General features: G+C 68.7%; 23 protein-coding genes and 1 tRNA gene. 17 read left to right on the forward strand and 7 right to left on the reverse strand.

Translation table 11 applies throughout. From position 1 onward, the window contains the following. Positions 1-24: 24 nt before the first annotated feature. On the forward strand, positions 25-939 hold the full coding sequence (locus AB0L70_RS17375) for a class I SAM-dependent methyltransferase (protein WP_363685031.1): 915 nt from the start codon (positions 25-27) through the stop codon (positions 937-939). A 69-nt stretch (positions 940-1,008) separates the two neighbouring features. Here AB0L70_RS17375 and AB0L70_RS17380 read toward each other — a convergent pair. The 3 genes from AB0L70_RS17380 to AB0L70_RS17390 form a co-directional block, all read right to left on the reverse strand. Beyond that, positions 1,009-1,080, reverse strand: a tRNA-Val gene (locus AB0L70_RS17380). 21 nt (positions 1,081-1,101) lie between these two features. Beyond that, positions 1,102-1,563 (reverse strand): peroxiredoxin, encoded by a 462-nt coding sequence (locus tag AB0L70_RS17385; protein WP_363685033.1) that lies wholly within the window; start codon positions 1,561-1,563, stop codon positions 1,102-1,104. 7 nt (positions 1,564-1,570) lie between these two features. After that, positions 1,571-2,014, reverse strand: coding sequence for a DUF3052 domain-containing protein (locus AB0L70_RS17390; RefSeq protein WP_363685035.1), 444 nt, complete (start codon positions 2,012-2,014; stop codon positions 1,571-1,573). A gap of 296 nt (positions 2,015-2,310) precedes the next feature. Between AB0L70_RS17390 and aceE the strand changes: the two genes are divergently transcribed. Beyond that, positions 2,311-5,040, forward strand: coding sequence for a pyruvate dehydrogenase (acetyl-transferring), homodimeric type (aceE, locus tag AB0L70_RS17395; RefSeq protein WP_363685382.1), 2,730 nt, complete (start codon positions 2,311-2,313; stop codon positions 5,038-5,040). Between the two features lie 100 nt (positions 5,041-5,140). Then, positions 5,141-5,662: a GNAT family N-acetyltransferase gene (locus AB0L70_RS17400; RefSeq protein WP_363685037.1), complete on the forward strand. Its 522-nt coding sequence runs from the start codon at positions 5,141-5,143 to the stop codon at positions 5,660-5,662. On the opposite strand, the gene AB0L70_RS17405 is transcribed toward AB0L70_RS17400, so the two are convergent. Beyond that, positions 5,652-6,053: a Rid family hydrolase gene (locus tag AB0L70_RS17405; RefSeq protein ID WP_363685039.1), complete on the reverse strand. Its 402-nt coding sequence runs from the start codon at positions 6,051-6,053 to the stop codon at positions 5,652-5,654. The two genes, AB0L70_RS17400 and AB0L70_RS17405, sit on opposite strands and share 11 nt — an antisense overlap. Before the next feature lie 132 nt (positions 6,054-6,185). Here AB0L70_RS17405 and AB0L70_RS17410 point away from each other — a divergent pair, with 132 nt between their 5' ends. Genes AB0L70_RS17410 through AB0L70_RS17440 form a run of 7 tightly spaced genes read left to right on the forward strand, consistent with a single transcriptional unit; the run spans position 6,186 to position 12,317 of the window. Beyond that, positions 6,186-7,151 carry a Gfo/Idh/MocA family oxidoreductase gene (locus AB0L70_RS17410; RefSeq protein ID WP_363685041.1) on the forward strand — a complete coding sequence of 322 codons (966 nt, stop codon included), beginning with the start codon at positions 6,186-6,188 and terminating at the stop codon, positions 7,149-7,151. Further along, the gene (locus AB0L70_RS17415; protein ID WP_363685043.1) at positions 7,148-7,879 is read left to right on the forward strand and encodes a creatininase family protein; all 732 of its coding nucleotides are present in this window, start codon (positions 7,148-7,150) and stop codon (positions 7,877-7,879) included. Before AB0L70_RS17410 ends, AB0L70_RS17415 begins: the two co-directional genes overlap by 4 nt. Beyond that, entirely contained in the window at positions 7,876-8,634 is a 759-nt protein-coding gene (locus tag AB0L70_RS17420; RefSeq protein WP_363685045.1) for an amidohydrolase family protein, read from the forward strand. Before AB0L70_RS17415 ends, AB0L70_RS17420 begins: the two co-directional genes overlap by 4 nt. After that, positions 8,631-9,731, forward strand: coding sequence for an enolase C-terminal domain-like protein (locus tag AB0L70_RS17425; RefSeq protein WP_363685047.1), 1,101 nt, complete (start codon positions 8,631-8,633; stop codon positions 9,729-9,731). The genes AB0L70_RS17420 and AB0L70_RS17425 overlap by 4 nt, the downstream gene beginning before the upstream one ends. Beyond that, positions 9,728-10,603, forward strand: coding sequence for an amidohydrolase family protein (locus tag AB0L70_RS17430; RefSeq protein ID WP_363685049.1), 876 nt, complete (start codon positions 9,728-9,730; stop codon positions 10,601-10,603). The genes AB0L70_RS17425 and AB0L70_RS17430 overlap by 4 nt, the downstream gene beginning before the upstream one ends. Next, positions 10,600-11,358, forward strand: coding sequence for an amidohydrolase family protein (locus AB0L70_RS17435; protein WP_363685051.1), 759 nt, complete (start codon positions 10,600-10,602; stop codon positions 11,356-11,358). Before AB0L70_RS17430 ends, AB0L70_RS17435 begins: the two co-directional genes overlap by 4 nt. A 2-nt stretch (positions 11,359-11,360) precedes the next feature. Further along, positions 11,361-12,317, forward strand: coding sequence for a dihydrodipicolinate synthase family protein (locus tag AB0L70_RS17440; protein WP_363685053.1), 957 nt, complete (start codon positions 11,361-11,363; stop codon positions 12,315-12,317). A 54-nt stretch (positions 12,318-12,371) separates the two neighbouring features. Here AB0L70_RS17440 and hisD read toward each other — a convergent pair whose 3' ends face one another. The 3 genes from hisD to AB0L70_RS17455 all read right to left on the reverse strand — a co-directional run bounded on the left by hisD (position 12,372) and on the right by AB0L70_RS17455 (position 15,981). Further along, positions 12,372-13,634 carry a histidinol dehydrogenase gene (gene hisD / locus AB0L70_RS17445; protein WP_363685055.1) on the reverse strand — a complete coding sequence of 421 codons (1,263 nt, stop codon included), beginning with the start codon at positions 13,632-13,634 and terminating at the stop codon, positions 12,372-12,374. A gap of 25 nt (positions 13,635-13,659) precedes the next feature. Next, entirely contained in the window at positions 13,660-15,057 is a 1,398-nt protein-coding gene (locus tag AB0L70_RS17450) for a hypothetical protein (protein WP_363685057.1), read from the reverse strand. 126 nt (positions 15,058-15,183) lie between these two features. Continuing rightward, positions 15,184-15,981: an IclR family transcriptional regulator gene (locus tag AB0L70_RS17455; RefSeq protein ID WP_363685060.1), complete on the reverse strand. Its 798-nt coding sequence runs from the start codon at positions 15,979-15,981 to the stop codon at positions 15,184-15,186. 240 nt (positions 15,982-16,221) lie between these two features. Between AB0L70_RS17455 and AB0L70_RS17460 the strand changes: the two genes are divergently transcribed. The 7 genes from AB0L70_RS17460 to AB0L70_RS17490 all read left to right on the forward strand — a co-directional run bounded on the left by AB0L70_RS17460 (position 16,222) and on the right by AB0L70_RS17490 (position 25,258). Further along, on the forward strand, positions 16,222-18,204 hold the full coding sequence (locus AB0L70_RS17460; RefSeq protein ID WP_363685062.1) for an ABC transporter substrate-binding protein: 1,983 nt from the start codon (positions 16,222-16,224) through the stop codon (positions 18,202-18,204). A 16-nt stretch (positions 18,205-18,220) separates the two neighbouring features. Further along, a complete protein-coding gene (locus tag AB0L70_RS17465; RefSeq protein ID WP_363685064.1) occupies positions 18,221-19,225 on the forward strand; it encodes an ABC transporter permease in 1,005 nt (334 codons plus the stop codon). Next, complete coding sequence (locus AB0L70_RS17470) at positions 19,222-20,370, forward strand: ABC transporter permease (protein WP_363685066.1); 1,149 nt, start codon at positions 19,222-19,224, stop codon at positions 20,368-20,370. The genes AB0L70_RS17465 and AB0L70_RS17470 overlap by 4 nt, the downstream gene beginning before the upstream one ends. Positions 20,371-20,378: 8 nt before the next feature. Then, positions 20,379-21,443 (forward strand): ABC transporter ATP-binding protein, encoded by a 1,065-nt coding sequence (locus AB0L70_RS17475; protein WP_363685068.1) that lies wholly within the window; start codon positions 20,379-20,381, stop codon positions 21,441-21,443. Continuing rightward, the gene (locus AB0L70_RS17480) at positions 21,433-22,452 is read left to right on the forward strand and encodes an ABC transporter ATP-binding protein (RefSeq protein WP_363685070.1); all 1,020 of its coding nucleotides are present in this window, start codon (positions 21,433-21,435) and stop codon (positions 22,450-22,452) included. Before AB0L70_RS17475 ends, AB0L70_RS17480 begins: the two co-directional genes overlap by 11 nt. Before the next feature lie 69 nt (positions 22,453-22,521). Then, the gene (locus AB0L70_RS17485; RefSeq protein ID WP_363685072.1) at positions 22,522-23,607 is read left to right on the forward strand and encodes an NAD(P)-binding domain-containing protein; all 1,086 of its coding nucleotides are present in this window, start codon (positions 22,522-22,524) and stop codon (positions 23,605-23,607) included. Positions 23,608-23,641: 34 nt separating this feature from the next. After that, a complete protein-coding gene (locus tag AB0L70_RS17490) occupies positions 23,642-25,258 on the forward strand; it encodes a LuxR C-terminal-related transcriptional regulator (RefSeq protein ID WP_363685074.1) in 1,617 nt (538 codons plus the stop codon). Positions 25,259-25,299: the final 41 nt, after the last annotated feature.

The raw sequence follows: 25,299 nt of genomic DNA on the forward strand, positions 1-25,299 counted from the left end.
GAGTCCAGAGAAACAGGACAGAACATGACATCCACCAGGTACGACGGCGACACCTGGGACGTGGCATCCAGCGTCGGCGCGACCGCCACGATGGCCGCGGCGGCCCGGGCGATAGCGACCCGCGCGGATCGTCGACTCATCGACGACCCGTTCGCCGAACCGCTCGTCCGCGCGGTCGGCGTCGACCTCCTCACCCAGGTGGCGGCAGGCGAGGTTCCCCCCGACGACCTGGTCGAGCAGATCTTCATCGACGTGGCCAAGATCCGTACCAAGTTCTACGACGAGTTCTTCGTCGATGCGACGAACGCGGGCATCAGGCAGGCGGTGATCCTGGCCTCGGGGCTGGATTCGCGCGCGTACCGACTGCCCTGGCCGACCGGGACCGTGGTCTACGAGCTCGACCAGCCGCGGGTCGTCGAATTCAAGACCCGCACACTGGCCGAGTTGGGCGCTGCCCCCACCGCCGACCGGAGAGTGGCCGCTGTCGACCTGCGCGACGACTGGCCCACCGCGTTGCGCACCGCCGGATTCGACCCAGCCCGGCCGACCGCGTGGAGCGCCGAAGGCCTGCTGGGCTATCTACCGCCCGACGCGCAGGACCGCCTGCTGGACGTCATCACCGAGCTCAGCTCGCCGGGAAGCCGGCTCGCCACCGAAAGCAGGCCCAACCCGAGACCGGGCGACGAGGACAAGACGAAGGCGCGCCTGAATCGCATCTCCGAACGCTGGCGGGCCCAGAACTTCGATCCCGACATGGCAAGGCTGCGCTATTACGGTGAACGCAACGAGGCGGCGCCCTACCTGACCGGCCTCGGCTGGGCGCTGACCGAAATCACCGTCCGAGACCTGCTCGCCGCCAACGACCTTCCGCCCCTGACCGACGACGACATCCGCATGGGCGACCTGCTCTACGTCACCGGCACCCTCGACAAGGAGTAGCAGTACTCCACCCTGCGCAAGATCCCTCCCGACCTGATGGCCGAGAGGGATCTGAGTGTCAGTCCAAGGTGGGCGAAGAGGGGATCGAACCCCCGACATCTTCCTTGTAAGGGAAGCGCTCTACCGCTGAGCTATCCGCCCGGATCAAACGACCGGTGGAGTCTACCTGAGATTGAGGGTGGCCAATGCCTTCGCGTAGTCGTCGGGGTTGCGGGCCTCCGGGATGGCGTTGACGACGGACCAGCGGATGACGCCGGTGCGGTCCACGACGAAGGTGCCGCGGACGGCGCAACCGCGGTCCGCGTCGAAGACGCCGTACGCGGACGCGATCGCACCGTGCGGCCAGAAGTCGCTGAGCAGGCCGAACTCCAGTCGCTGCGCCTCGGCGTACGCCCGCAGCGTGAACATCGGATCGCACGAGATCGCCAGGAACTCGGCCGCGGCCAGCAGCTCCGGACGGTCCCGCAGCTCGGCCAGCTCGCTCGTGCACACCTGACTGAAGGCATACGGATAGAACACCAGTACGACGTCCCGCAGACCTGCGTAGTCGCTCAGCCGGACCGTCTCGCCGTACTGGTTGCGCGCACTGAGGTCGGGTGCCCGGCTGCCGACGGCAGCGGTCACCGCGACGTCATCCCCGGCGGCCCGACTTCGGAACCACCAACTTGGTCGCCGACCAGTCCTCGGTGACGCTCAGCGTGCTGGTCGTGGCCAGGCCCGCCACCGGGGCGGCCTCGGCGATGTCACTGGTCTCCACGTAGCCGTCGCGGCCGACCTTGGGCGTCAACAGCCAGACGACCCCGCCGGCCTTCAGGTCGGTGAGGATGTCGAAGAAGGCGTCGACCAGGTCTCCGTCGTCCTCGCGGAACCAGAGCAGTACGACGTCGACCACCTCGTCGGTGTCGTCGTCGACGAACGCTTCCCCGGTGATTTCCCGGATCGCGTCACGGAAGTCGTCGTCGCAGTCGTCGTCGTACCCGATCTCCTGAACGACCCAACCGGCCTCCAGGCCGAGCCGGGATGCCATGTTCGGCGTCCCGCCCTTGCCGTCCGCGTGGTCCGCGGTCGCGCTCACGTGTCCTCCTCCGTGGTCCCCGCTTGCCCGGGGGTAGGTTTCAGTAGCGATAGTCCATCGTGACGTACCGCGTCGCGCAAGTATGCACCAGGGTTCCGTGACGTGTCCGGTATCCGCGTGGCGGGTACTGTCCGTGTCCGCTCACATCACGCGCGGGCGACCGGATTCGGGCCAGGTCGGAAGGCAAAGTAGAACGCATTCCGAACAGGTGACAGGATTGCGGTGAAGACAACCAGAGAGAACGGCAGGACACCGTGGCTTCCGGACACGAACCACCAGCCATCATCACCGAGGGGATGCCCACCCAGCTCCCCGACATCGACCCTGACGAGACGCGTGAATGGGTCGAATCGCTCGACGCCGTCCTGGACGAACGGGGCAAGGCGCGAGCGCGCTACCTGATGCTCAAGCTGATCGAGCGGGCCCGGGAGCGACAGGTCGGGGTGCCCGCACTGCGGAGCACCGACTACATCAACTCGATTCCGCCCGAGCGGGAGCCGTGGTTCCCCGGCGACGAGCACATCGAGCGACGGATCCGCGCCTTCATCCGCTGGAACGCCGCGGTGATGGTGAGCAAGGCCAACCGCAAGGGCCTCGAGGTCGGCGGTCACATCGCCACCTATCAGTCCGCGGCCAGCCTGTACGAGGTCGGTTTCAACCACTTCTTCCGTGGCAAGGACCACCCCGGCGGCGGCGACCAGATCTTCATCCAGGGTCACGCCTCCCCCGGTATGTACGCGCGGGCCTTCCTCGAGGGCCGGCTCTCCGCCGACCAGCTGGACGGCTTCCGCCAAGAGGTGTCGCGCGGTCCGCACAACGGACTGTCGTCGTACCCGCACCCGCGCCTGATGCCGGACTTCTGGGAGTTCCCGACCGTCTCGATGGGACTGGCCGCGCTGAACTCGATCTACCAGGCGCGCTTCAACCGGTACCTGCACCACCGCGGCATCAAGGACACCAGCCAGCAGCACACCTGGGCGTTCCTCGGTGACGGCGAGATGGGTGAGCCGGAGTCGCTCGGCGCGATCGGCCTGGCCGCCCGCGAGGAGCTCGACAACCTCACCTTCGTGATCAACTGCAACCTGCAGCAGCTGGACGGCCCGGTCCGTGGCAACGGCAAGGTGATCCAGGAGCTGGAGGCGTTCTTCCGCGGGGCCGGCTGGAACGTGATCAAGGTGATCTGGGGCCGGGAGTGGGACAGCCTGCTCGCCCAGGACCACGACGGCGCACTGGTGAACAAGATGAACACCACGCCGGACGGTCAGTTCCAGACGTACTCCGTCGAGTCCGGCGAGTACATCCGGAACAACTTCTTCGGCGGCGACCGGCGGCTCCAGCAGATGGTCAGCAACGTGTCCGACGAGGATCTGCGCAAGCTGCCCCGCGGCGGTCACGACTACCGCAAGGTGTACGCCGCCTTCAAGAGCGCGACCGAGCACGTCGGCCAGCCGACCGTGATCCTGGCCCAGACCATCAAGGGCTGGACGATCGAGGCGCTGGAGGGCCGCAACGCGACCCACCAGATGAAGAAGCTGACCTCGGACGACCTGAAGGCGTTCCGCGACCGGCTCTACCTGCCGATCGAGGACTCCGCGCTCGAGGACGCGTACAACCCGCCGTACTTCCACCCCGGCACCGACTCGCCGGAGTACCAGTACATGATGGAGCGGCGCAAGCAGCTCGGCGGTTCGCTGCCGCAGCGGCGGGTCGCGCCGAAGACCACGCTGACGCTCCCGGGCGACGACGTCTACAAGCCGTTGTCCAAGGGCAACAACCAGCCGGTCGCCACCACGATGGCGCTGGTGCGGCTGTTCCGCGACCTGATGAAGGACCCGGAGATCGGCCACCGGATCGTCCCGATCGCCCCGGACGAGTACCGCACGTTCGGGATGGACTCGATGTTCCCGACGGCGAAGATCTACTCGCCGCACGGGCAGCAGTACGAGGCGGTCGACCGCAACCTGCTGCTGTCGTACAAGGAGTCCGAGCAGGGCCAACTGCTGCACGAGGGCATCAGCGAGGCCGGTGCGATGGGCTCGATGATCGCGGCGGGTACGGCGTACGCGACCCACGGCGAGCCGATGATCCCGTTCTACATCTTCTATTCGATGTTCGGGTTCCAGCGGACCGGTGACTCGCTCTGGGCGCTGGGCGACCAGCTCGGCCGGGGCTTCCTGATCGGTGCGACCGCCGGGCGTACGACGCTGACCGGTGAGGGACTGCAGCACGCGGACGGACACTCGCCGCTGCTCGCCTCGACCAACCCGGCCGCAGTGCACTACGACCCCGGTTTCGCGTACGAGGTCGCGCACATCGTCAAGGACGGTCTGCGCCGGATGTACGGCTACGGGCTGGACGAGAAGAAGCCGTTCGGTGAGGACGTCTTCTTCTACCTGACCGTGTACAACGAGCCGGTGCACCAGCCGGCCGAGCCGGAGAACCTCGACGTCGCGGCACTGCTGAAGGGCATGTACCGCTTCAACGAGTACGAGACCGCCGAGGGTGACGACGTACCGCGGGTGCAGCTGCTCGGGTCCGGTGTCGCGCTGCCGTGGGTGCTGAAGGCCCAGCAGATCCTCGCCGAGGAGTACTCGGTCGCCGCCGACATCTGGTCGGTGACCTCGTGGAACGAGCTGCGCCGGGACGCGGTCGCGGCCGAGCAGCACAACCTGCTGCACCCTGAGGAGCCGGAGCAGGTCCCGTTCATCACCGAGCAGCTGAAGAACACGGTCGGCCCGGTCGTTGCCGTCAGCGACTTCATGCGCGCGGTGCAGGACCAGATCTCCCGCTGGGTGCCGAACGACTACACCTCGCTCGGGACCGACGGCTGGGGCCTGGCCGACACCCGGGCCGCCGCCCGCCGCCACTTCCAGGTGGACGCCGAGTCGATCGTCGTCGCCACCCTGGAGATCCTGGCCAAGCGCGGCGACGTCAAGCCGGAGGTCGCCGCCGAGGCGGCCCGCAAGTACCGCATCGACGACCCGACCGCGGTAGCCGGCGTGAAGCAAGAGGGCGCCGGCGCCTGATCTGCCGCGAGGGCCGCTCATCCCATCCGGGGTGAGCGGCCCTCTGCGTTGCCCGGAAAACTCGGTGGGAGGCCGGGTTGTCGGGCCCTAGGCTCGGGGTATGCCTGAGTTGATCGAACCGACTGTCGAGTTGCGTGACTCCTGGCTCGAGTCGTCGCGCGAGTGGGGCGAGGTGTCGCAGGATGGCGCCGGCTTGTGGGAGGCCGAGGACCTCAGCACGGTCGAGGGTTTCGCCACCTGGATCGAGCGGTTGCGGGAACAGGCTGACGACAGTCGCGAGCTCCCGGCCGACAAGGTGCACGCGACGTACTTCTGGATCGTTGAGGACGGCAACTACCTCGGCGCGATCACGCTCCGGCACACGCTGACCGCCAAGCTGCTCGAGGGCGGCGGCCACATCGGGTACGGCGTACGTCCATCGGCCCGTGGTCGGGGCCTGGCCACGTGGGCGCTCGGCCAGGTCCTCGACGTGGCTCGCCGGCGCGGTTTGGACCGCGTCCTGCTCACCTGCGACGAGGACAACACGGCCTCCGCGAAGATCATCGAGCACAACGGCGGCGTCCTGGAGGACATCCGCGACACCTGGCTGGGCCCGGCCCGCCGCTACTGGATCACCCTCTAGGCCGGTAGGCGACGACCTCGATCTCGACGAGGATCCGGCCCAGCTCGGCCCCGGCGGTGAGCCGGGCCGGGTACGGCGGGGTGAAGAACTCGGGGAAGACCGAGTCGTATCCGTCCCAGTCGCGATCGGCGTTCTGCAGGAACGCGGTCACCTTCACCACGTCCTCGAGCCCGCAACCGGCCTCGGCCAGGATCGCGGCCAGGTTGCGGAACACCTGCCGGGTCTGCTCGGCGGCGTCGCCCGGGCCGACGATCTCCCGGGTCTCCGGGTCGAGCGGTCCGAGCCCGGCGGTGAAGACGAAATCTCCGGCGATCCGGGCCTGCGCATAGTGGCCGCGCGGAGCCGGCGCAGCGCTGGTAGTGACGGATCCGGCGGTGTGATGTGAGGTCATGCGCACAATGCTAGAGATATCTTCGGTATTTCGGCTATAGCGGCGACTCGTCGGCGAACTGTTGCGGCGAGTCCGAGCACCTCCTAAGCTTCGAGAAACAGAAACTAATTCCGATATCCTGAAGGAGCGCGCATGCGTGTGGCTCTCGCGGGGCTGGGGGACATCGGTCTCACCGCCCACCTGCCCGCTCTGCTGCGCAACGACTCCGTCGACCTCGTCCGCCTGGTCGACCCGTCGCCGCAGCGCCGCGCGCTCGCCGCGTCGTACAGCGTCCCGACCGGTCCGGACCTCGACCTCGACCTCGCCGAGGTCGACGGCGTCGTACTCGCCACTCCCCCGTGGGTGACGCCCGAGCTCGTCGTCCGCTACGCCAAGGCCGGCCGCTACGTCCTGGCCGAGAAGCCGGTCGCGACCTCCGTCGAGGCCGCAGCCGCTTACGACCAGCTCGACGACGACCAGCGCCGCCGGGTCCAGATCGGCCTCACCTACCGCCACGACCCCGCGATCGGTCAGCTCGCGACCTGGATCGCCGACGGCACTCTGGGCGACGCTGTGCTGGTGCGTGCCCACATCTACGACGAGCCGTTCCGTCCGGACGACCCCGAGCACATCGAGCGCATCACCGCGACCCTCGCGCACGGTACGCCGGTCGTCCACGAAGGCGCCCATGTCTTCGACTGGCTCTCCCACCTCCTCGGCGGACAGCCGGAGAGCCTCGACGACGCCTGGTCCCAGCAGACGCGTCCCGAGCTGCCCGCTGCCAACCTCGTCGGCGCCCGTCTCAGCTACCCCGGCGGCCATCGCGCGCTGGTCGAGTTCGGCTGGCTCACCGCGGCGCTCCCACGCTGCGAGCTCACCGTCCTCGGCGACCGCGGCCTGGCCGTCCTCGACGGTTTCACCTTCGATCTCACGCTGACCACCGCCGAGGGCCGACGCGAGGTGCGCTTCCCGGGCGACCGGATGACCCGCTGCTTCGATCGCCAGGTGCAACGCTTCGTCGACCTGTACGACGGCACCCGCAAGGCCGGCGAACCGTCTCTCGACGACGGCATCGCCGCGCTCCGGACCGCCCAACTCGTCGCCGGGAGGGCCTCATGACGTTCGTCCGCTGGCAGCACACCGATCGCACCGACCTAGCCGAACTGTTGCCCGAGGCAATCGTCATCGTCCCGGTCGGCGCAACCGAGCAGCACGGCCCACACCTGGCCACCGGCACCGACTGGATCCTGGCCCAGGCAGTCTCCGAACAAGCCGCGGCCCTGGTGCACGAGCGCTCGGCAAGGCCGCTCGTCATCACCCCACCGGTCCCGTACGGCGCCTCCGACCACCACCTGCCCTTCGGCGGCACCCTGTCGCTCACGCCGGAGACCCTGCTCGCCGTATTGCTCGAGCTGGCCCGCTCACTGCAGGCCTCCGGTGGTCGCCGGCTCGTGTTCGTCAACGGCCACGGTGGCAACATCGGCGTCTGCCACGCGGCCGCCGCAGCCGCCTCGACGAGGTACGACGTGCGCGTCGCCCATGTGGACTACTGGCGGCTCGCGCGCGACTGTGGCGACGTACCGGTGCCGGGTCATGCCGGGGCGTTCGAGACCGGGCTCATGCTCGCGCAGGACGAGGAATTCGTTGCCGAGCGCAACGCGCGGCCGGATCCGCCGAGTGGCCCGGAGGTTGATGACGTGAGTCTGCACACGACGGAGAGCTGGCAGCGGATCGACGGCTACACGGATCGGCCCGAGCTGGCCGATCCGGCGACAGGCAGGAAGTGGTTCGACCAGGTGGCGGCCGCACTAGGCGACCGTCTTCTCGAGCTGGCGGAGGTGCTGTGATCGACTTCCATACCCACACCCCGGCGTGGGAGACCGCGACATGGCTCGGTGGGGCCGCGTTCGGCGCGGACGAGTTCGTCGCCTTCATGGACTCGACCGGGATCGAGCATGCCGTCGTACTGAGTCACGACGGCCTGTTCGACCCGACGCCGGAGTCGAACGATCGGCTCGCGGAGTTCGTGCACAAGTACCCGGATCGGATGACCGGCTTCGGCACCGTCGCCGTACGACGCAAGATCGCGGTCGCCGAGGCGGAACGGATGGTCGGCGAGCTCGGTCTGCGGGGCCTGAAGCTGCACCCGTGGCTGCAGGGCTTCAGCATGCACGAGCGCTCTCTCGACCCGATCTGCGACGTGATCAGCTCGGTCGGCGGTGTGCTGCTCAGTCATGACGGCACCCCGCCGTACTCGACCGCCGGCCAGATCGCCGCCCTCGCCCGCCGGCACCCGAAGCTGCGGGTGATCCTCGGTCACGGCGGTCTGCACGACCTGTGGCGCGAGGCGCTCGTGATGACGCAGGAGACCGAGAACCTCTACCTGTGCATCTGCGGCACCCCGCCGTACGCGGCCCGCCGGATCCTCGCCGAAGCGCCGCCACACAAGGTGATCTTCGGTACCGACGCGGGCCTGTCCGACAAGGCCAGCCAGGACTACGCCGTTGCCCGGGTCAAGGAGATCGACGGCTGGGGCATCACCGACGCACAGCGCCAGGCCATGCTTGTCGACAATCCGCGCCGGCTCCTGGAGCCCGCGTGACAGCCACCATCGCGGCGATCCAGACGGCCGCGGTCAGCCTGGCAGCCGATCCCGAGCTGCTCGTCCGTGGCGCCCGCGGTCCGCACGACCGGTCCGACTTCCTGCTGGTCCGGGTGATCACCAGCGACGGCATCGAGGGGTACGGCGAAGTCAGCGCGACGCCGATCTGGTCCGGCGAGGACGGTACGTCGGCCGACCACTTCATCCGGACCGTGATCACACCGGCGCTGATCGGCCTGCCGTTGACTCCGGTCGGTGCCGCGGAAGACCTGATGGACAAGGCGTTGCAGGGCAATCCGTTCACCAAGGCAGGCGTCTCGATCGCCTTGTGGGATGCGTTCGCGCGCACACTCGACGTACCGCTGGCGGTCGCACTCGGCGGTGCTTACCGGACCGAGGTCCCGATCAAGCTCTCCTTGTCCGGCGACGACGCGGAGCTCGAACGCGCGTATACGGCAGCGACGTCCGCGGGCTTCGGCGCCTTCAAGGTGAAGGTCGGCCTCGGACTCGAAGGCGACCTCCACCGAGTGCGGAGAGCACGCGAGCTTGTCGGCGACGCGTTCCTCGGCACCGATGCGAACGGCGGCTGGTCCCGCGCCGACGCAACACGCGCGATCCCCGAGCTGTCCGACCAGCGCGTGGACTTCGTCGAGCAGCCCCTGGATCCCCGTGACCTCCGAGGCGCCCGAGAGCTCAGACGTCTCGGCCTGCCGGTGATCGCCGACGAGTCCGTGTTCGACCTGCACGATCTCGTCGACGTGGTTCACCAGCAGGCCGCCGACGTGGTCAGCCTGTACGTCGGCAAGTCCGCCGGCCCGGGGCGCGCCGTCCGGATGGCCCACGTGGCCGCCGCGCACGGCCTCGACGTACTGATCGGGTCGAACGGTGAGCTGGGCATCGGCGCCGCCGCCCAGTTGCACGTCGCCGCCGCGCTGCCCCGGTTGTCGGCGTACCCGAGCGACATCATCGGCGCCCACTACTACACCGAGGACGTGCTGGCGAAGCCGCTGGACAGCGACGGACGGCGGGTCCGGCTGAGCGGCGAACCAGGGCTGGGAGTGACCTTGCGAGACGACCTGTTGCGGGAGTTCCGATGATCGTCGATGTCCACGCGCACACGCCCACGCACCGCGACGAGGTGCCCGCGGCGGAGCGGCAGGTGTACGACAACTGGCGCAACGACCGGCCGGTGGTGACCACGAACTCGTGGGCCGACTACGACCAGGCGATGGCCGCCGCGGACGTCTCGATTGTCTTCAATATCGCTGTCGACAATCCGCTCGAACTCACCGGCCTGCCGTACCCGCCGGAGCGCTGCAACGACGCGACCGCGGAGTTCGTGCGGGACAACCCGGCGAAGCGGATCGGCTTCATGTCGGTGAACCCGACGCTGCCCGGCGCACTCGAGGAGGCCGACCGTAGCCGCGAACTCGGGCTGGTCGGCGTCAAACTCGGCCCGAACTACCAGAACTTCGATCCGCTCGGCGAGCCCGCGTTCGCCTTCTACGACTACTGCCAGCGGCACGGGTTGCCGATCCTGTTCCACTCCGGCGCCTCCCCGATGCGGCACGCGCCGCTGCGCTACACCTATCCCCTGGTCACCGACGAGATCGCCCTGCGCTACCCCGAACTCCGGATCGTGATGGCGCACATGGGCCATCCGTGGAGCCGCGAGACCGTCGTGACGATCCGCAAACACCCCCATGTGTACGCCGATGTGTCGTCGATCTACCTGCGTCCGTGGGTGCTGTACCAGTCGCTGATCAACGCGGTCGAGTGGGGCGCGGAGGGCAAGCTGCTGCTCGGGTCCGACTTCCCGATCGCCAACACCGGCGAGGCGATCGCCGGGCTCCACACCGTCAACGACATGGTCGAGGGGACGAAGTTCCCGCGTGTCCCCGACGACGTCATCGACGGCATCGTCCACGCCGACGCACTCGGCGCCCTGGGCCTGGAGGTGCCCGCATGATCATCGACGCCCACTGCCGGATCGGCGACGGCCGCGAGGTCAGCCTGAAGCCGGCCGACCTGCTCGCCACGATGGATGCCCTGGGCATCGATCGGTCCCTGGTCGCACCGTCCGAACGCTGCATCGCCTACGACAACCGCGAAGGCAACACGGCCACCACCGAAGCGGCCGCGGCATCGGACAGACGCCTGCTCGCGTACGCCGTCGCGAACCCGTGGCGCGGCCGAGCCGCGATCGACGAACTCGACCGGGCTCGCGATGCCGGTGCGGTCGCGCTCGCGGTCGACTCGGTCCTGCAGGGATTCGACCTGCTCGACGGACTCCTCGATCCACTGCTCGACTTCGCCGCGAACGCGGGCTGGTTCGTCTACGTCCGGACCGGTACGCCGGCCAACGCGCTGCCACTGCCCTTGGCCAGCCTGGCCCGGCGCCGGCCCGAACTGCCTGTGCTGATGGGCAAGAGCGGCGCCACCGATTTCTGGATCGACGCGATACCGGCCTTGCTGCACGCGCCGAACCTGTACGGCGACACGTCGTACGCACCGTGGGACACGGTTCTGAGTGGATTCCTGGCCGAGCCGGGGATCGGGGCGGAACGGCTCGTGTTCTCGACCGACTCGCCGTACACGGTGCCGGTGGCCGAGGTGGACCGGATCCGGGACTGGCCGGTCGACCCCGAGCAGAAGTCGGCCGTGTTCGGCGGCAATCTCGCCCGGCTGCTCGCACCGGCGGCCGGTGACCTACAGGGAGGATGATGATGGCCACCACCGAGATCGAGGCCGATCGGCCCACAGATGCGTCGGCGTTGGTGCGGGGGGTCTCGCCCGTGTTGGAGGTGCCGTTCACCGCCGACGGCGAGGTCGACTACGCCGGCTTCGAGCGGGTCGTCCGGTTCGTACTGTCGACCGGCGTCACCAGCATGATGTTCCCGGGCTTCGCCTCCGAGTTCCACAAGCTGTCCGAGGACGAGCGGCGCAGGCTCACCGAGATCCTGCTCAGCCACACCCGGGATCGCGATGATGTCGCCGCGGTCGTCGCCGTACAGGATCATGCGACCCAATTGGCGGCCCGCCGGGCGCGCGAGTGGGTCGATGCCGGGGCGGACCTGATCAACCTGCTCCCACCACACTTCCTCTCACCGTCGCGGGGCTCCCTGGTGCAGCACGTCCGCGCCGTACTGACCGCGATCGAGCCGGTCCCGCTGGTGCTCCAGTACGCGCCTTCCGAGACCGGCACGAGCCTCGACGCTGGCCTGCTGCGCGACATCGTCACCGACCACCCCAACCTCCGCCTGGTGAAGGTTGAGTCCAGCCCGCCCGGCCCGCTGATCGCCGAGCTGGCCGCCGGTACGCCGTCACTCGCCTCAGTCGAGGGGTACGCCGGGGTCCAGCTCCCGGACGCGGTCCGGCGCGGTGCGGTCGGCACCCAGCCCGGTTGCTCGATGACCGAGGTGTACGTCGAGATCTGGCGCAACCTCACCGGTGACGACGAGGAGGCCGGGGTCGACCTGCACCGCCGGTTGTTGCCGTACATCTCCTACTGGATGCTCGACACCGAGCGGATCATCGCGGCCGAGAAGCTGATCTCGGTACGCCGTGGCCTGTTCGACAGCGCGTACTGCCGCGAGCCCGCGCACCGGCTGGACAGCGAGGAGATCAGGATGGTGGACCGGCTGCTGGTCGAGTTCGCCGACCTGCTGCCACACCTGGGCTGACACGCGACAGAGCCCCCGCCGGACGGATCCGGTGGGGGCTCTGTCGTCGGTGGCTCAGTCCATCCGGAGCCGCGCGGTCAGCGCGTGACCGAACATCAGCTCGGCGTCGGCGATCGCGGCCGTGGAGGGTGCGATCGAACTCGCGCCCGCAGCGGTCAGGCGCTGGTACGTGACCGTCTTCAGGAACTTCCCGACCCACAGGCCGCCGGTGTACCGGCCGGCCCGTCCGGTCGGCAGTACGTGGTTGGTCCCGATCGACTTGTCCGAGAACGCGACCGTTGCCTCAGGCCCGATGAACAACGAGCCGTAGTTGCGCAGGTTGGCGGCGTACCAGTCGTCGTCGGCCGTCTGCACCTCGAGGTGCTCCGGCGAGTACGCATCCGAGACCTGGACGGCCTCCTCGCGCGACTCGCAGACCACGACAGTCCCGTGCTCCCGCCAGGCGCCTCCGGCGACCTCAACCGTCGGCCAGTCCCCTGCTAGCCAGCGGTCTACCTCGGCGATGACCGCCGTACCGAAATCGCGGGAGGTGGTGACGAGCAGGGCCGGGCTGTTGAAGCCGTGCTCGGCCTGACCGAGCAGGTCGGCCGCCACCAGCCGCGGGTCGGCCGACTCGTCCGCGATCACCGCGACCTCGGTCGGACCGGCCAGCAGGTCGATCCCGACCGTGCCGAACAGCTGCCGCTTCGCCTCGGCGACGTACGCGTTCCCGGCACCGACCACCAGGTCGACGGGTGCCACGTCCTCGATCCCGAAGGCCATCGCCGCGAAGGCCTGGACGCCGCCGAGACAGACGATCACGTCCGCGCCGGCCAGGTTCATCGTGTAAAGCTGCGGGCCGTAGATGCCCTGCCCGTCCCGCGGCGGCGCGACGGCCACGACGGTGTCGACGCCGGCCACCTTCGGCACGGTGACGGTCATGATCGACGACGCGATCAGCGGGTAACGGCCGCCGGGCGAATACGAGCCGACCTTGGCGACCGGGACGTGCCGGTGCCCGAGTACGACGCCGGGCATCGTCTCGACCTCGAGGTCGGTCATCGTCTCGCGCTGCAACCTGGCGAACCCCTCGACCTGGGATCGGGCGAACTCCAGGTGCGCCGCGAGCTCGTCGTTCACAGTCTCCGCCGCGGCCTTGATCCGGTCCGCCGGGACGACGAACGCCTCGGGGTCCCAGCCGTCCAGCTGCTGCGACCATCGCCGGATCGCCGGCAGCCTCTCGTGCTCGACCTCGGACAGGATCCGGCTGACGGTGTCCATCACCTCCTGCTGCCGCTCGACCCGCTGCGGCCAGCCTGTCTTCAGGTGCTCGGCCATGACATCGCCTCTCTCCTCACAGGGACTACGTGCGTGCGTAACAGCGCGAGATGGCCGAGAAGATACGTGCCGGCTGGTCGGGCACGTAATGGTCCAGGACAGACAGGAGTGGACCAGTGGTCTCCAGCGTCCAGTCCCCGTTCTCCTCGAACCCACCATTGCGTACGGCGAGACCGATCGTCTCGACGTGGTCCACGCCGACGTCGATGTAGCGCCCCGCAACGTCACGCAGCACCCGGAGCCGGAAGGTCAGGTCCACCTCGTTGCGTCCGGCAACGTGTTCGGTGACGTCGACGGGACCTTCCATCCCGTCGCCATTGGTCCACACGGGCCAGCGCTGCTCGTGCAAATCCATCGTCCACACGACGGTGTCGTCGATCAGCATCTCCAGCTGGTAGGTCCCGGACTCGATACCCGGCGCCAGGAACCACCGGTGGTACCAGAAGGACACGACGTACCGGGCCGATCGCGGGTCGACGGGGAGACGTTGTGAGGCCGAGGCGGTCGACCCCTCCGCGACCTTCGACCGGGGCGCGAGCAGGGCGAGCCTGCCGTTGCCGTACATCGCCTTGTTGTCCGCGGTCGGCGTCGGTGCGTCGTCCAGCTGGGTGCCGTACGAGATCACGCCGGGGATCTTGCCGGCCGCGACGTACTCCGCCGAGGTGGTGAGGGTCGCCGTACAGTAGTCCGCCGTCGGTGGCAGCGGCGCGTCGAGGAAGCGGCCGGTGTAGATCAGCGGGATCAGGTCCAGCCCGCGCGGCTCGGTGTAGGTGAGGATCTCGTCCAGGCAGGCGCCGAGCGAGTCCGCGACCGTGGTGTTCTCGTGGCTGCCGTCCAGGAACGGATAGATGATCCCGTCCACGAACGGCGCGTACTTGTCCAGGAACTCCGCGTCGGTGGCCTTGCCGAAGTACGCGCAGGTGTAGAACCGCAGCTCCGGGCTGATCGCGGCGGCAGCGTCGACGAACTCCCGCATGTACTCCGGGGTGAACAGCTTGGCGTTCTCGCCGACCTCGAAGTCGTCGATCGCCCAGGCGCGGAAGTTCGGGTACTTCACCGCGAGTTCGGCGAACGCCTTCGCCCAGCCGACGTAGTCCAGCCGGTACGGCCGCGAAGCCCGGCCGTGGTCGGAGGTCTCGCTCGGCGGCACGATGTACGGCATCACGTCGATACCGGCGGCCGCGGCGGCGGGCAGGAACTCGTCGCGCAGGTCGTCGAAATCGGTCGCCGAGTCCCAGATGCAGTACAGGTAGGTGTTGGCCCCCAGCTCGGTGAGCCTGCGGATCAGGGCCGGGGTGTCGAGGTGGCGGTAGCCGTCCGCGCGCGGCTCGCGCTCGCGAAGGTAGGCGCCGACCGTGTTGCCACCGGTGAGGGTCGCCTTGATGCCTCCGGCGGGGACGGGGTACGGACGGTGCGAGCCCATCGGAACCACTCCTTGCCTGGGTGATTTTCAGAATACCGAAAACAGTTCTCCGATATCGCAAAAGCCTAGGCCCGTCGGACGAGGGCAGGCAACCCCACCGACCGACGAAACAGGAACCGTACGGCGTTACGGAAGGTGCGTCGCGCCCAGGCGCTCGGAGATGATGCCGCCGAGCTGGATCAGGCCGCTCTGGGCCTGCTTGCGCTTGTCGCGGGTCAGATCGCGGGCGAACGACGTCACGCCGACCGCGCCGGCGACGTGGCCACCCGCGGCGAAGAACGGCGCCGCGACGCAGGCGATATCGGCCTGCTCTTCCTGGTCCTCGACCGCGTAGCCCTGCTTGTGCACCTTCGCGAGCTCGGCGCGGAAGGTCTCCTCGTCGGCCGGCTTCGCCTTCGGGCCGACGCCCTGCTCCAGCCGGTCCAGCAGCGGCTTCAGCTCGTCGTCCGGCAGGTACGCCGCGATTGCCCGGCCCAACGCGGTCAGGTTGTAGTGCGCGACCTTGCCCGGGTAGGTGTCGAACTGGACGAACCCCGGCATCGCGGCCTTGGCGACGTACACCACCGAGGAACCGGTCAGGACTCCGATGTGCACCGGCATGCCGAGCCGGTCGGCCAGCTCGCGCATCTCGCGGGCCGCGACCGACGACAGGTCGACCTTGCGGATCAGCTGCGTGGCCAGCCCGTACAACCGCAGGGTCGGTCGCCAGAAGTGACTGCGGCCGACGACCCGGCGGGAGGCGTAGTCACGCTGCTCGAGGGTGTAGACGATCGACGCACAGGTCGCCAGCGGGATCTTCGCCTTCTTCGCCAGCGCGGTGAGGGTGAGCTCCTCGTCGGACTCGACCAGCGTCTCCAGCACGGTCAGCGCCCGGGCGACCGCGGGCGACGGCGACCGGTCCCCGGCTGTCTCGCTGCTGACCATCTGTGACCTCCGACCTCGGCCTGGCTGCTGCTCCTGATGGCTGGAATGCCCGGAGTGCCTGGAGTGTAGCGCTTGGATCCGTCCGAAGCCGTCTTCGGCTACCTGTATATACGGTATCACGAAGGTATACCTCAGATCTTGAAGTGTCATGCGATTCGTGCCAATCTCCGGGGTATCGCCCGGCGTGGTGGTCGCGACCGGCGAATGGGTCCCCGGACACCGGGGAGGGAGGTAGGAGCGATGTCTGATCCTCTGAGCCGACGGGCGTTCCTCCGGGTCACCGGGCTGTCCCTGTCGGCCGCCGCGGTGGCGGGTTGCTCGGTGTTCTCCACCGACGCGAAGAAGTCGGCGAGCAGCACCGGCGCCGGGGCCGACGCCGGGGCCAAGGAGTCACCGGCGCTGGCGAAACTGATCAAGGACGGCAAGCTGCCACCGCTGGAGCAGCGGTTGCCGAAGAACCCGATGGTGCTCAAACCCATCCAGGGTCCCGGCAAGTACGGCGGTGTCCTGCAACGCGGCCTGATCGACCGCAACGCGAGCCAGAACCAGTACGTCGAGTTCGCCGGCCTGGTCGAGTGGACCCCCACCACCCCCGCCAAGGTCGGGCCCGGCCTGGCCGAGAAGTGGGAGGTGCTCGAGGACGGCAAGGTCTACGTCTTCCACCTGCGCGAGGGCCTGAAGTGGTCCGACGGGCAGCCGTTCAGCGCCGACGACCTGATGTTCGCCTACGAGAAGTCGTTCCTGAACAAGGAACTCAACCCGGTCTTCCCGGGCTGGCTGAGCCCGGGTGGCAAACCCGGCAAGTTCGTCAAGGTGGACGACCACACGCTCCGGATGGAGTTCCAGGTACCGCACGGCATCCTGCTGCGCTACCTGTGCTTCATGGGTCTGACCGGCTTCGACTCGAGCTCGGCCCTCCTGCTGCCGGCGCACTACCTCAAACAGTTCCACAAGGACTTCGCCACGCCGGCCCAGCTCCAGGCCGCGATGAAGAAGAACCCGGCGCCGAGCTGGGCCGACTTCTTCAAGGCCCGCCGCAACATCTGGAAGAACGCCGACGTCCCGGTCCTAGGGCCGTGGAAGCTGGTCGCACCGCTGCAGGGTTCGGGTGTGACGGCGAAGCTCGAGCGGAACCCGTACTACTGGAAGGTCGACGAGCAGGGCCGGCAGCTCCCGTACATCGACAGCCAGCAGTTCACCGTGATGCCGGCCGAGACCCTCGGCCTGCGCGCCGCGAACGGCCAGATCGACCTCCAGGTGACCGACATCCAGGCCGAGCAACTGCCGCTGCTGATCCAGAACCAGGAGTCCAAGGGCTACAAGGTCAACCGGTGGGTCGCCGAGCCGAACACCTCGATCAACCTCAACCAGAGCCACCCCGATCCGGTCCTGCGCGCCCTGTTCCAGAAGCTCGACTTCCGGGCCGGCCTGTCCCACGCGATCAACCGCAAGGAGATGAACGACGCGCTGCTCGCCGGGCAGGGTTTCGTCCGCCATCCCTGCGCCCAACCCGAGGACGAGTACTGGGAAGACGGGATGGGCCAGACCTTCATCGAGTACGACGTTGCCGAGGCCAACAAACGCCTCGACGCGGCCGGGCTGACCAAGCGCGGCCCGGACGGCATGCGGCTGCGTCCCGACGGCAAGAAGATGCAACTCGTCGGCCGCTGCTTCGAGGTCGGCGTCGGCATCGCGTCGATCACCGTGCTCGAGTACGCGCGCCGCTACTTCAAGGCCGTCGGCATCGACCTGGTCGCCAAGCCGATGTCGCTGGATCTCTGGTACGAGGAGATCCCGCACGGCGACTACGACCTGGTCGCCTACCCGCCGGCCACGATCCTGTGGGACATCGACTCGCTCTGGTACATCCCGACCAACGGGCTGACGTACTGGGCCCCGAAGTACGGCAACTGGTACGGCAACCCGAAGGACAAGTTCGCCCTCGAGCCGACCGGGGACATCCGCAAGCTGCAGACGACGTACGACGAGTTGCTGATCACCGCCGACGACGCGAAGCGGCTCGACCTCGGCCGGCAGATCCTGCGGCTGCACGACAAGAACGTCTGGATCATCGGTACCGTGGCGACCCCGTTCCAGCCGCTGGTCGCGGCCGGCGACCTGCGCAACGTCCGGCCGGACGCGATCGCCAGCTTCCGCACCCACTACGAGAACGCCTCCGCGCCGGAGCAGATGTACTTCGACACCCCGGAGAAGCACTCCTGACCACCGAAGGGATCTTATGGCCGGCTACCTGTTGCGTCGCCTGCTGGCGATGCTGCCCACCGTCGTACTGATCTCGTTCGTGTCGTTCCTGATCATCCAGCTGCCGCCGGGCGACTACCTCACCACGGTCGTCGCCAAGCTGCAGCAGCAGGGGCAGACACTCGGGGCCGACCAGCTGGCAGCGTTGCGGCAGCAGTACGCCCTCGACGCCTCGCCGCTGGCGCAGTACTGGCACTGGATCACCAACATCGTCCTGCACGGCGACTTCGGTACGTCGTTCATGTACAACAAACCGGTCTCCACCTTGCTGGCCGAGCGGCTCCCGCTGACGTTGGGGCTCGGCCTGGTGACCTGGATCTTCGGCTGGAGCATCGCCCTGGCGGCCGGCGTGTACTCGGCCGCCAGGCGGTACTCAAAGCTCGACTACGTCATCACCACGCTCAGCTTCCTCGGCCTGGCGATCCCCGGGTTCATGCTCGCCCTGGTCGCGGTCTACCTGCAGTTCGCGCTGCTCGGGCGGACCGTGTCGGGCATCTTCTCGCCCGAGTTCGACGGCGCGGTCTGGAACCTCGGCAAGCTGCTCGACCTGCTCGGCCACCTCTGGCTGCCGGTCCTCGTGCTCGCCTCCGGCGGCATCGCCGGCACGGTCCGAGTGCTCCGGGCGAACCTGCTCGACGAGCTGCACAAGCCGTACGTCACCGCGGCCCGGGCGCGTGGTCTCACCGAGCGCCGCCTGCTGCTGCGCTACCCGACCCGGGTCGCACTCAACCCGTTCATCGCGACGATCGGCTGGACCATCCCCGCCCTCTTCGACGGCGAGGTGCTGGTCGCGACCGTGCTCGGCCTGGAGACCACCGGGCCGCTGCTGCTGAACGCCCTGAAGAGCCAGGACATGTACCTGGCCGGCGGGATCATCCTGATCGCCTGCATCCTGACGGTGATCGGCACGCTGATCTCCGACCTGCTGCTGGCCGCCGTCGATCCACGGGTCCGGGTCGGTTACGTCGGAGGCCGGACATGAGCGGCACCGACCTGACCGCCGAGCTCGTCGAGCGACCGGCCACCCCGGTCAACGCAGAGGCCGAGCCGGCCCTGGCCCTCGCATCGCAGCGGACCCTGATCTGGCGCCGGTTCAAGCGGAACCGGCTGGCCGTGATCTCCCTGTGGATCGTCGGGTTCATCTACCTCACCGCGGCGTTCTGCGAGTTCGTCGCACCACAGGGCCAGGACACCTACGCAGCCGATCGCGCGTTCGCTCCACCGCAGCTGGTGAAGATCTCGCTGACCTCGAGCCCCCACGTCTTCGTCAACGGCTACACGGGTACGCCCAACCCCGAGACCCTGTTGCGCGACTACACCGTCGACAAGTCCCAGCGGTACGGCGTTCGGCTGTTCCCGAAAGGCGATGAGTACAAGCTGTGGGGCCTGATCTCGTGGGACCGGCACCTGGTCGGAGCAAGCAAGCACGGCGCTCCGTTCCATCTGCTCGGCACCGACGAGCAGGGCCGGGACCAGTTCTCCCGGCTGATCTACGGCACCCGGATCTCGATGTCGGTCGGCCTGATCGGCGTCACGGCGGCGCTCGTACTCGGACTGTTGCTCGGCGGCATCTCCGGGTACTTCGGCGGTCTGACCGACGGGATCGTCCAGCGGGTGATCGAGTTCTTCATGTCGATCCCCACCTTGCCGCTGTGGCTCGGCCTGGCCGCCGCCGTACCACCGGGCTGGAGTGCGGTGAAGACGTACTTCGCGATCACGCTGATCCTCTCGCTGATCGGCTGGACCGGCCTGGCCCGGGTGATCCGCAGCCGGTTCCTGCAGATCCGGGACGAGGACTTCGTACTCGCGGCCGAGTTGGACGGAGCGCGCTGGTACCGGGTGGTCGGACGGCACATGCTGCCGGCCTTCACCAGCCACATCATTGCCTCGCTGACTCTCGCCGTACCGGGGATGATCCTTGGCGAGACCGCACTCTCGTTCCTCGGGCTCGGGCTGCAGGCACCGGCCGTCAGCTGGGGCGTGCTGCTCGGTGACGCGCAGAGCATCCGGGTCCTGTCCGCGGCGCCCTGGCTGTTGTCGTCGGCCGCCGCGGTGGTCATCGCCGTACTGGCGCTCAACTTCGTCGGCGATGGGCTGCGGGACGCCGCGGACCCGTACGAATCCTGAGGAGGCCTATGAACGAGGCAGAACCGCTGCTGGAGATCAGGGACCTCAGCACGCATTTCGAGACCGCCGACGGCGTGGTCAAGGCCGTCGACGACGTCAGCCTGCGGATCGAGCCGGGGCAGACCGTCTGCGTGGTCGGCGAGTCCGGCTGCGGCAAGAGCGTCACCGCCCGCTCGATCCTGCGCCTGGTCGACCGGCCCGGCCGGATCGTTGCCGGTAGCATCCAGTTCCGCTCGGCCGCCGGCGTCGTCGATCTCGCCGCGCTGGACCCCACCGGTCCCGAGCTGCGGCAGATCCGCGGCAAGGAGATCGGCATGGTCTTCCAGGAGCCGATGGTTGCCCTGAGCCCGGTGCACACCATCGGCCGGCAGCTGACCGAGACGCTGATGCTGCACGAAGGGCTGGACAAACGGGAGGCGCGGGAGCGGGCGATCGGTGAACTGCGCAGCGTTGGTATCCCGCAGCCGGAACGACGCATCGACGCGTACTCGTTCCAGCTTTCCGGCGGGATGCGGCAGCGCGCGATGATCGCGATGGCGCTGGCCTGCCGGCCGCAGCTGCTGATCGCCGACGAGCCGACCACGGCCCTCGACGTGACCACGCAGGCCCAGATCCTGCGGCTGCTGCGTGGGCTGCAGGAGGAGCGCGGGATGGCGATCCTGTTCATCACCCACGACCTCGGCGTCGTCGCCGAACTGGCCGACCGGGTCGCGGTGATGTACCTCGGCAACGTGGTCGAAGAATGCGATGTCGATTCGCTGTTCCACGATCCACGGCATCCCTACACGCGAGCGCTGCTCCGGTCTGTCCCACGGATCGAGCGACGGGCCCGGCGTCGATTGCCGACAATCCGCGGTCAGGTACCTCATCCGCAGCAACGGCCGAGCGGCTGTCCGTACCGGACCCGCTGCGATCACGTCGTACCCGGCGAGTGCGACGCCGCGAATCCACCGCTGGTTTCCGGGTCCTCCCGTGAGGTCCGCTGCGTGCACTACCCGACGGCAGAGAGCATCCGGGACGGGCATGAGCTGCTGACGATGGTTCAGAAGGAGGTGCAGGCCGATGCCGGCTGAGGACATTCTGCGGATCGAGGGCGTCTCGATGCAGTTCACCGGTGGAGCGGGCCTGTTCGGCCGGCGGAACCGGACGACCGTACGCGCGGTGGACGAGGTAAACCTGTCCGTCCGGAAGGGCGAGACGCTCGGCCTGGTCGGCGAGTCCGGGTGTGGGAAGACCACACTCGGTCGCTGCATCCTGCGCGCCCACAAGCCCAGCCACGGGCGGATCCTCTACCGCCGCGACGACGGCACCGAGGTCGACCTCGCCGCTCTGTCCCGCGCACAACTCCGGCCACTCCGGACCGAGATCCGCACGGTCTTCCAGGATCCGAACTCGTCGCTGAATCCCCGGATGACGGTGCAGCAGATCGTCGGCGAACCGCTGGTCGTCAACGGTCTCGCCCGCGGCAGCGAGGTGGCCGACCGCGTCGCCGACACCCTGCGCCGCTGCGGGCTGCGGCCCGAGCTCATGCGCCGGTACCCGCACGCGTTCTCGGGCGGTGAACGGCAGCGGATCGGGATCGCCCGGGCACTGGTCACGCAACCGCGGCTGGTGGTCGCGGACGAGGCGGTCAGCGCGCTGGACGTGTCGGTACGCAGCCAGATCCTCAACCTGCTCGAGGACCTGCAGGAGGAGCTCGATCTCACCTACGTCTTCATCTCGCACGACCTGTCGGTGATCCAGCACCTGTGCGACCGGGTCGCCGTGATGTACCTCGGCCGGATCGTCGAGGAGGCCGAGACCGAGGACCTCTTCGAGCAGCCACGCCACCCGTACACCGAGGCCCTACTGCGCTCGGTCCCGCGCCCGGATCCACGGTTGCGGCGGCGTGACGACGTACTCCCAGCCGGTGAGGTGCCCGCGCCGGACGAGGCGTTCGCCGGTTGCCGCTTCCAGCCTCGCTGCCGGTACGCCGAGGACATCTGCGCGCGCGAGGAACCGGCCACGCTCCCCCGCTGCCACTTCGCCGAAGACCTCACCCTCGACGGCGTCTACGCGACCGACGTACGACAAACCTCGTAGCCGGTCCCCGGGCAGGTTGCGCATTCCGTCCGACGCGCCCGGCCGCCCGGGATCCCTAGCGTCGGTGGCATGAACACCATCGTCATCGGTGCCGGCCAGGCCGGCCTGTCCACCGGATACCACCTGCGCAAACTCGGCCAGTCCTTCGTCATCCTGGACGGCAACGCGCGGGTCGGCGACCAGTGGCGCGCGCAGTGGGACACCCTGCGGCTCTACACGCCGGCCAAGTACGACGGCCTGCCCGGACTGCCGTTCCCCGGCGACCGCTGGTCGTACCCGGGCAAGGACGAGGTCGCCGACTACCTCGAGTCGTATGCCGCCCACTTCGACCTGCCGATCCGGCGCAACACCCGGGTGGACCGGTTGGAGCGCCAGGACGACCACTGGGTCGTGGTGATCGGCGACGAGCGCCTCGAAGCCGACAACGTGGTTGTGGCGACCGGCACGTTCGGGCGGACCCCGAACCTGCCGGACTTCGCCGTCGACCTCGACCCCGCGATCCGGCAACTGCACTCCAGCGAGTACCGCCGACCGGGACAGCTGAAGCCGGGGCCGGTACTGGTCGTCGGCGGATCGCACTCCGGCACAGACATCGCGTACGAAGTCGCGAGCACCCATCCGACCGTCCTGTCCGGCTCCGACCCCGGCCAGCTCCCGGTCCGGCCGGGCCGGCCAGGTGAACGGCTCTTCTGGCCGCTGTTCCTGTTCGCCGGCCGGCATCTGCTCACCCGCCGGATGCCGAAGGCCGACGTCGTGATGAAGCACGGACGGTTCCACGGTGGTCCGATGATCCGCGTCAAGCGTGCGGACCTGCTCGCGCGAGGGGTCGAGCGGGTCCACGACCGGGTCACCGGAGTCCGGGGCGGCAAGCCGGTGCTGGGTGACGGCCGGGTGCTGGAGGTGACGAACGTCTTGTGGTGCACCGGATTCCGGCAGGAGTTCGACTGGATCAAGGCGCCGGTCATCGGCGTGGACGGCTGGCCTCGGGAGCTGCGGGGCGTCGTGCCGGACGCACCGGGCCTGTTCTTCTGCGGTCTGTGCTTCCAGTACGCCTTCAGTTCGATGATCCTGACCGGCGTCGGCCGTGATGCCGCGTACCTGGCCAGACGCATCGCGGCCCGGGCCCGGACGGACCGGAGGCTTGCCGCCGCCTGATCCCGGGGCGCATCCTCGCGAGAGAGGACAGGCGATGGGCATAGTCGAGGATCTGGAACGGGCTCGGGCGGCCTTCGACCGGCGGGACTGGGCGACGGCGTACGACCGGCTGTCCTCGGCCACCGATCTCGGGCCTACCGATCTGCTCACGCTGGCGACCGCGGCGTACCTGGTCGGCGACGACGACGCTTGCATCCGGGCGCTGCAACGCGCCTACCGGAAAGAAGTTGCCGATAGCAACGTGCTCGGTGCGGTCCGGCTCGCGTTCTGGCTGGCGCTGGTGCTGAACACCCGCGGCGAGGTCGCCATCGGCCTCGGCTGGGCCGCCCGGGCCGAACGGTTGCTCGCCGACCAGGGCGACGTGGTCGAGCGCGGGTACCTGCTCGTCCACGACTTCTACCGCCGCCTCGACCAGGGCGACGTCGCCGGCGCCCTACGCCTCGGCGCCGAGATCACCGAGGTGGGCCGCAAGTTCGGCGACGCCGACCTGCTCGCCCAGGGCCTGGTCTGCCAGGGCCGGATGCTGATGTACGCCGGTCGCGTGCCGGAAGGCCTCGCCCTCCTCGACGAGGCGATGGTCGGCGTCGCCGCCGGCGAACTCTCGCCGATCTTCGCGGGCAACGTGTACTGCGCGATGATCGAGGGCTGCCAAGAGGTCCAGGACTTCTCCCGTGCGTCGGCGTGGACGGCGGCGCTGACCCGATGGTGCGACACCCAACCAGACCTCGTCCCGTTCACCGGCCAGTGCGCCGTACATCGAGGTCAGATCCTGCGGTTGCACGGAGCCTATGAAGGGGCGCTGCAGGAGTACGACGACGCGTGCCGGCGCTACGCGTCGTCGGGTGCACAAGCGGCGGCAGGGCTGGCGTTGAGCGAACGTGGCGACATCCTGCGGATCCGGGGCGACTATGCGGCGGCCGAGCGTACGTACGACGAGTCCGCGGGGTTCGGGTACGAGCCGCAGCCAGGCCGTGCGCTGCTGTTGTTCGCGCGCGGCCGCACGTCCGCTGCGGTGGGGGCGGTACGGCGCTTGCTGGCCGAGACGATCGGGCCGGTGTACCGATCACGTCTGCTGGCGGCAGCGGTCGAGATCCTGCTGGCCGGTGGGGCTGTCGACGACGCCGAGACGGTCGCTGACGAGTTGGCCGGGATCGCGGCCGGGTTCGGGTGTGCGGGGTTGCGCGCGGCGGCGGCGTACTGTCTGGCTTCGGTGTCGCTGGAGCGTGGCGATCCCGAGCGGGCGCTGCCGCAGGCCCGGACGGCGCTCCGGTTGTGGACCGAGTTGCAGGCGCCGTACGACGTTGCGCGGGCGAAGGCTGTGGTTGGGCGGTCGTTCCGGTTGCTCGCGGACGAGGAGTCAGCGGTCGATGAACTGACGGCCGCCTGCCGAACCTTCGCCGAGCTCGGTGTGGTGCCGGCCCGGCGGGAGGTCGAGCGGCTGTTGCGGCGCGAGTCGGCCGGCGGTCTGACCTCGCGCGAGCTCGAAGTACTCCGGCTAGTTGCGGCCGGCAACAGCAACATCGAGATCGCGGGCCGCTTGGTGCTCAGCGACAAGACCGTCGCGCGCCATCTCACCAACATCTTCACCAAGCTCGACGTACCGTCCCGCACCGCGGCGGTGGCCTACGCGCACGACCACGATCTGCTCTGAAACGCTCTTCGGAGGGAGCCGGTTCACTCTCGGGAGTGAGG

Source organism: Kribbella sp. NPDC051952 (assembly GCF_040680855.1).
GTDB lineage: Bacteria > Actinomycetota > Actinomycetes > Propionibacteriales > Kribbellaceae > Kribbella.

Coding starts and splice junctions, on each gene's coding strand:
- AB0L70_RS17490 (WP_363685074.1), top strand. CDS start 23,642: ATGGGCATAGTCGAGGATCTGGAACGGGCTCGGGCGGCCTTCGACCGG.
- AB0L70_RS17455 (WP_363685060.1), bottom strand. CDS start 15,981: ATGGTCAGCAGCGAGACAGCCGGGGACCGGTCGCCGTCGCCCGCGGTC.
- AB0L70_RS17415 (WP_363685043.1), top strand. CDS start 7,148: ATGACGTTCGTCCGCTGGCAGCACACCGATCGCACCGACCTAGCCGAA.
- AB0L70_RS17375 (WP_363685031.1), top strand. CDS start 25: ATGACATCCACCAGGTACGACGGCGACACCTGGGACGTGGCATCCAGC.
- hisD (WP_363685055.1), bottom strand. CDS start 13,634: ATGGCCGAGCACCTGAAGACAGGCTGGCCGCAGCGGGTCGAGCGGCAG.
- AB0L70_RS17430 (WP_363685049.1), top strand. CDS start 9,728: ATGATCGTCGATGTCCACGCGCACACGCCCACGCACCGCGACGAGGTG.
- AB0L70_RS17460 (WP_363685062.1), top strand. CDS start 16,222: ATGTCTGATCCTCTGAGCCGACGGGCGTTCCTCCGGGTCACCGGGCTG.
- AB0L70_RS17470 (WP_363685066.1), top strand. CDS start 19,222: ATGAGCGGCACCGACCTGACCGCCGAGCTCGTCGAGCGACCGGCCACC.
- AB0L70_RS17435 (WP_363685051.1), top strand. CDS start 10,600: ATGATCATCGACGCCCACTGCCGGATCGGCGACGGCCGCGAGGTCAGC.
- AB0L70_RS17480 (WP_363685070.1), top strand. CDS start 21,433: ATGCCGGCTGAGGACATTCTGCGGATCGAGGGCGTCTCGATGCAGTTC.
- AB0L70_RS17410 (WP_363685041.1), top strand. CDS start 6,186: ATGCGTGTGGCTCTCGCGGGGCTGGGGGACATCGGTCTCACCGCCCAC.
- AB0L70_RS17450 (WP_363685057.1), bottom strand. CDS start 15,057: ATGGGCTCGCACCGTCCGTACCCCGTCCCCGCCGGAGGCATCAAGGCG.
- AB0L70_RS17440 (WP_363685053.1), top strand. CDS start 11,361: ATGGCCACCACCGAGATCGAGGCCGATCGGCCCACAGATGCGTCGGCG.
- AB0L70_RS17405 (WP_363685039.1), bottom strand. CDS start 6,053: ATGACCTCACATCACACCGCCGGATCCGTCACTACCAGCGCTGCGCCG.
- aceE (WP_363685382.1), top strand. CDS start 2,311: ATGCCCACCCAGCTCCCCGACATCGACCCTGACGAGACGCGTGAATGG.
- AB0L70_RS17475 (WP_363685068.1), top strand. CDS start 20,379: ATGAACGAGGCAGAACCGCTGCTGGAGATCAGGGACCTCAGCACGCAT.
- AB0L70_RS17465 (WP_363685064.1), top strand. CDS start 18,221: ATGGCCGGCTACCTGTTGCGTCGCCTGCTGGCGATGCTGCCCACCGTC.
- AB0L70_RS17400 (WP_363685037.1), top strand. CDS start 5,141: ATGCCTGAGTTGATCGAACCGACTGTCGAGTTGCGTGACTCCTGGCTC.
- AB0L70_RS17485 (WP_363685072.1), top strand. CDS start 22,522: ATGAACACCATCGTCATCGGTGCCGGCCAGGCCGGCCTGTCCACCGGA.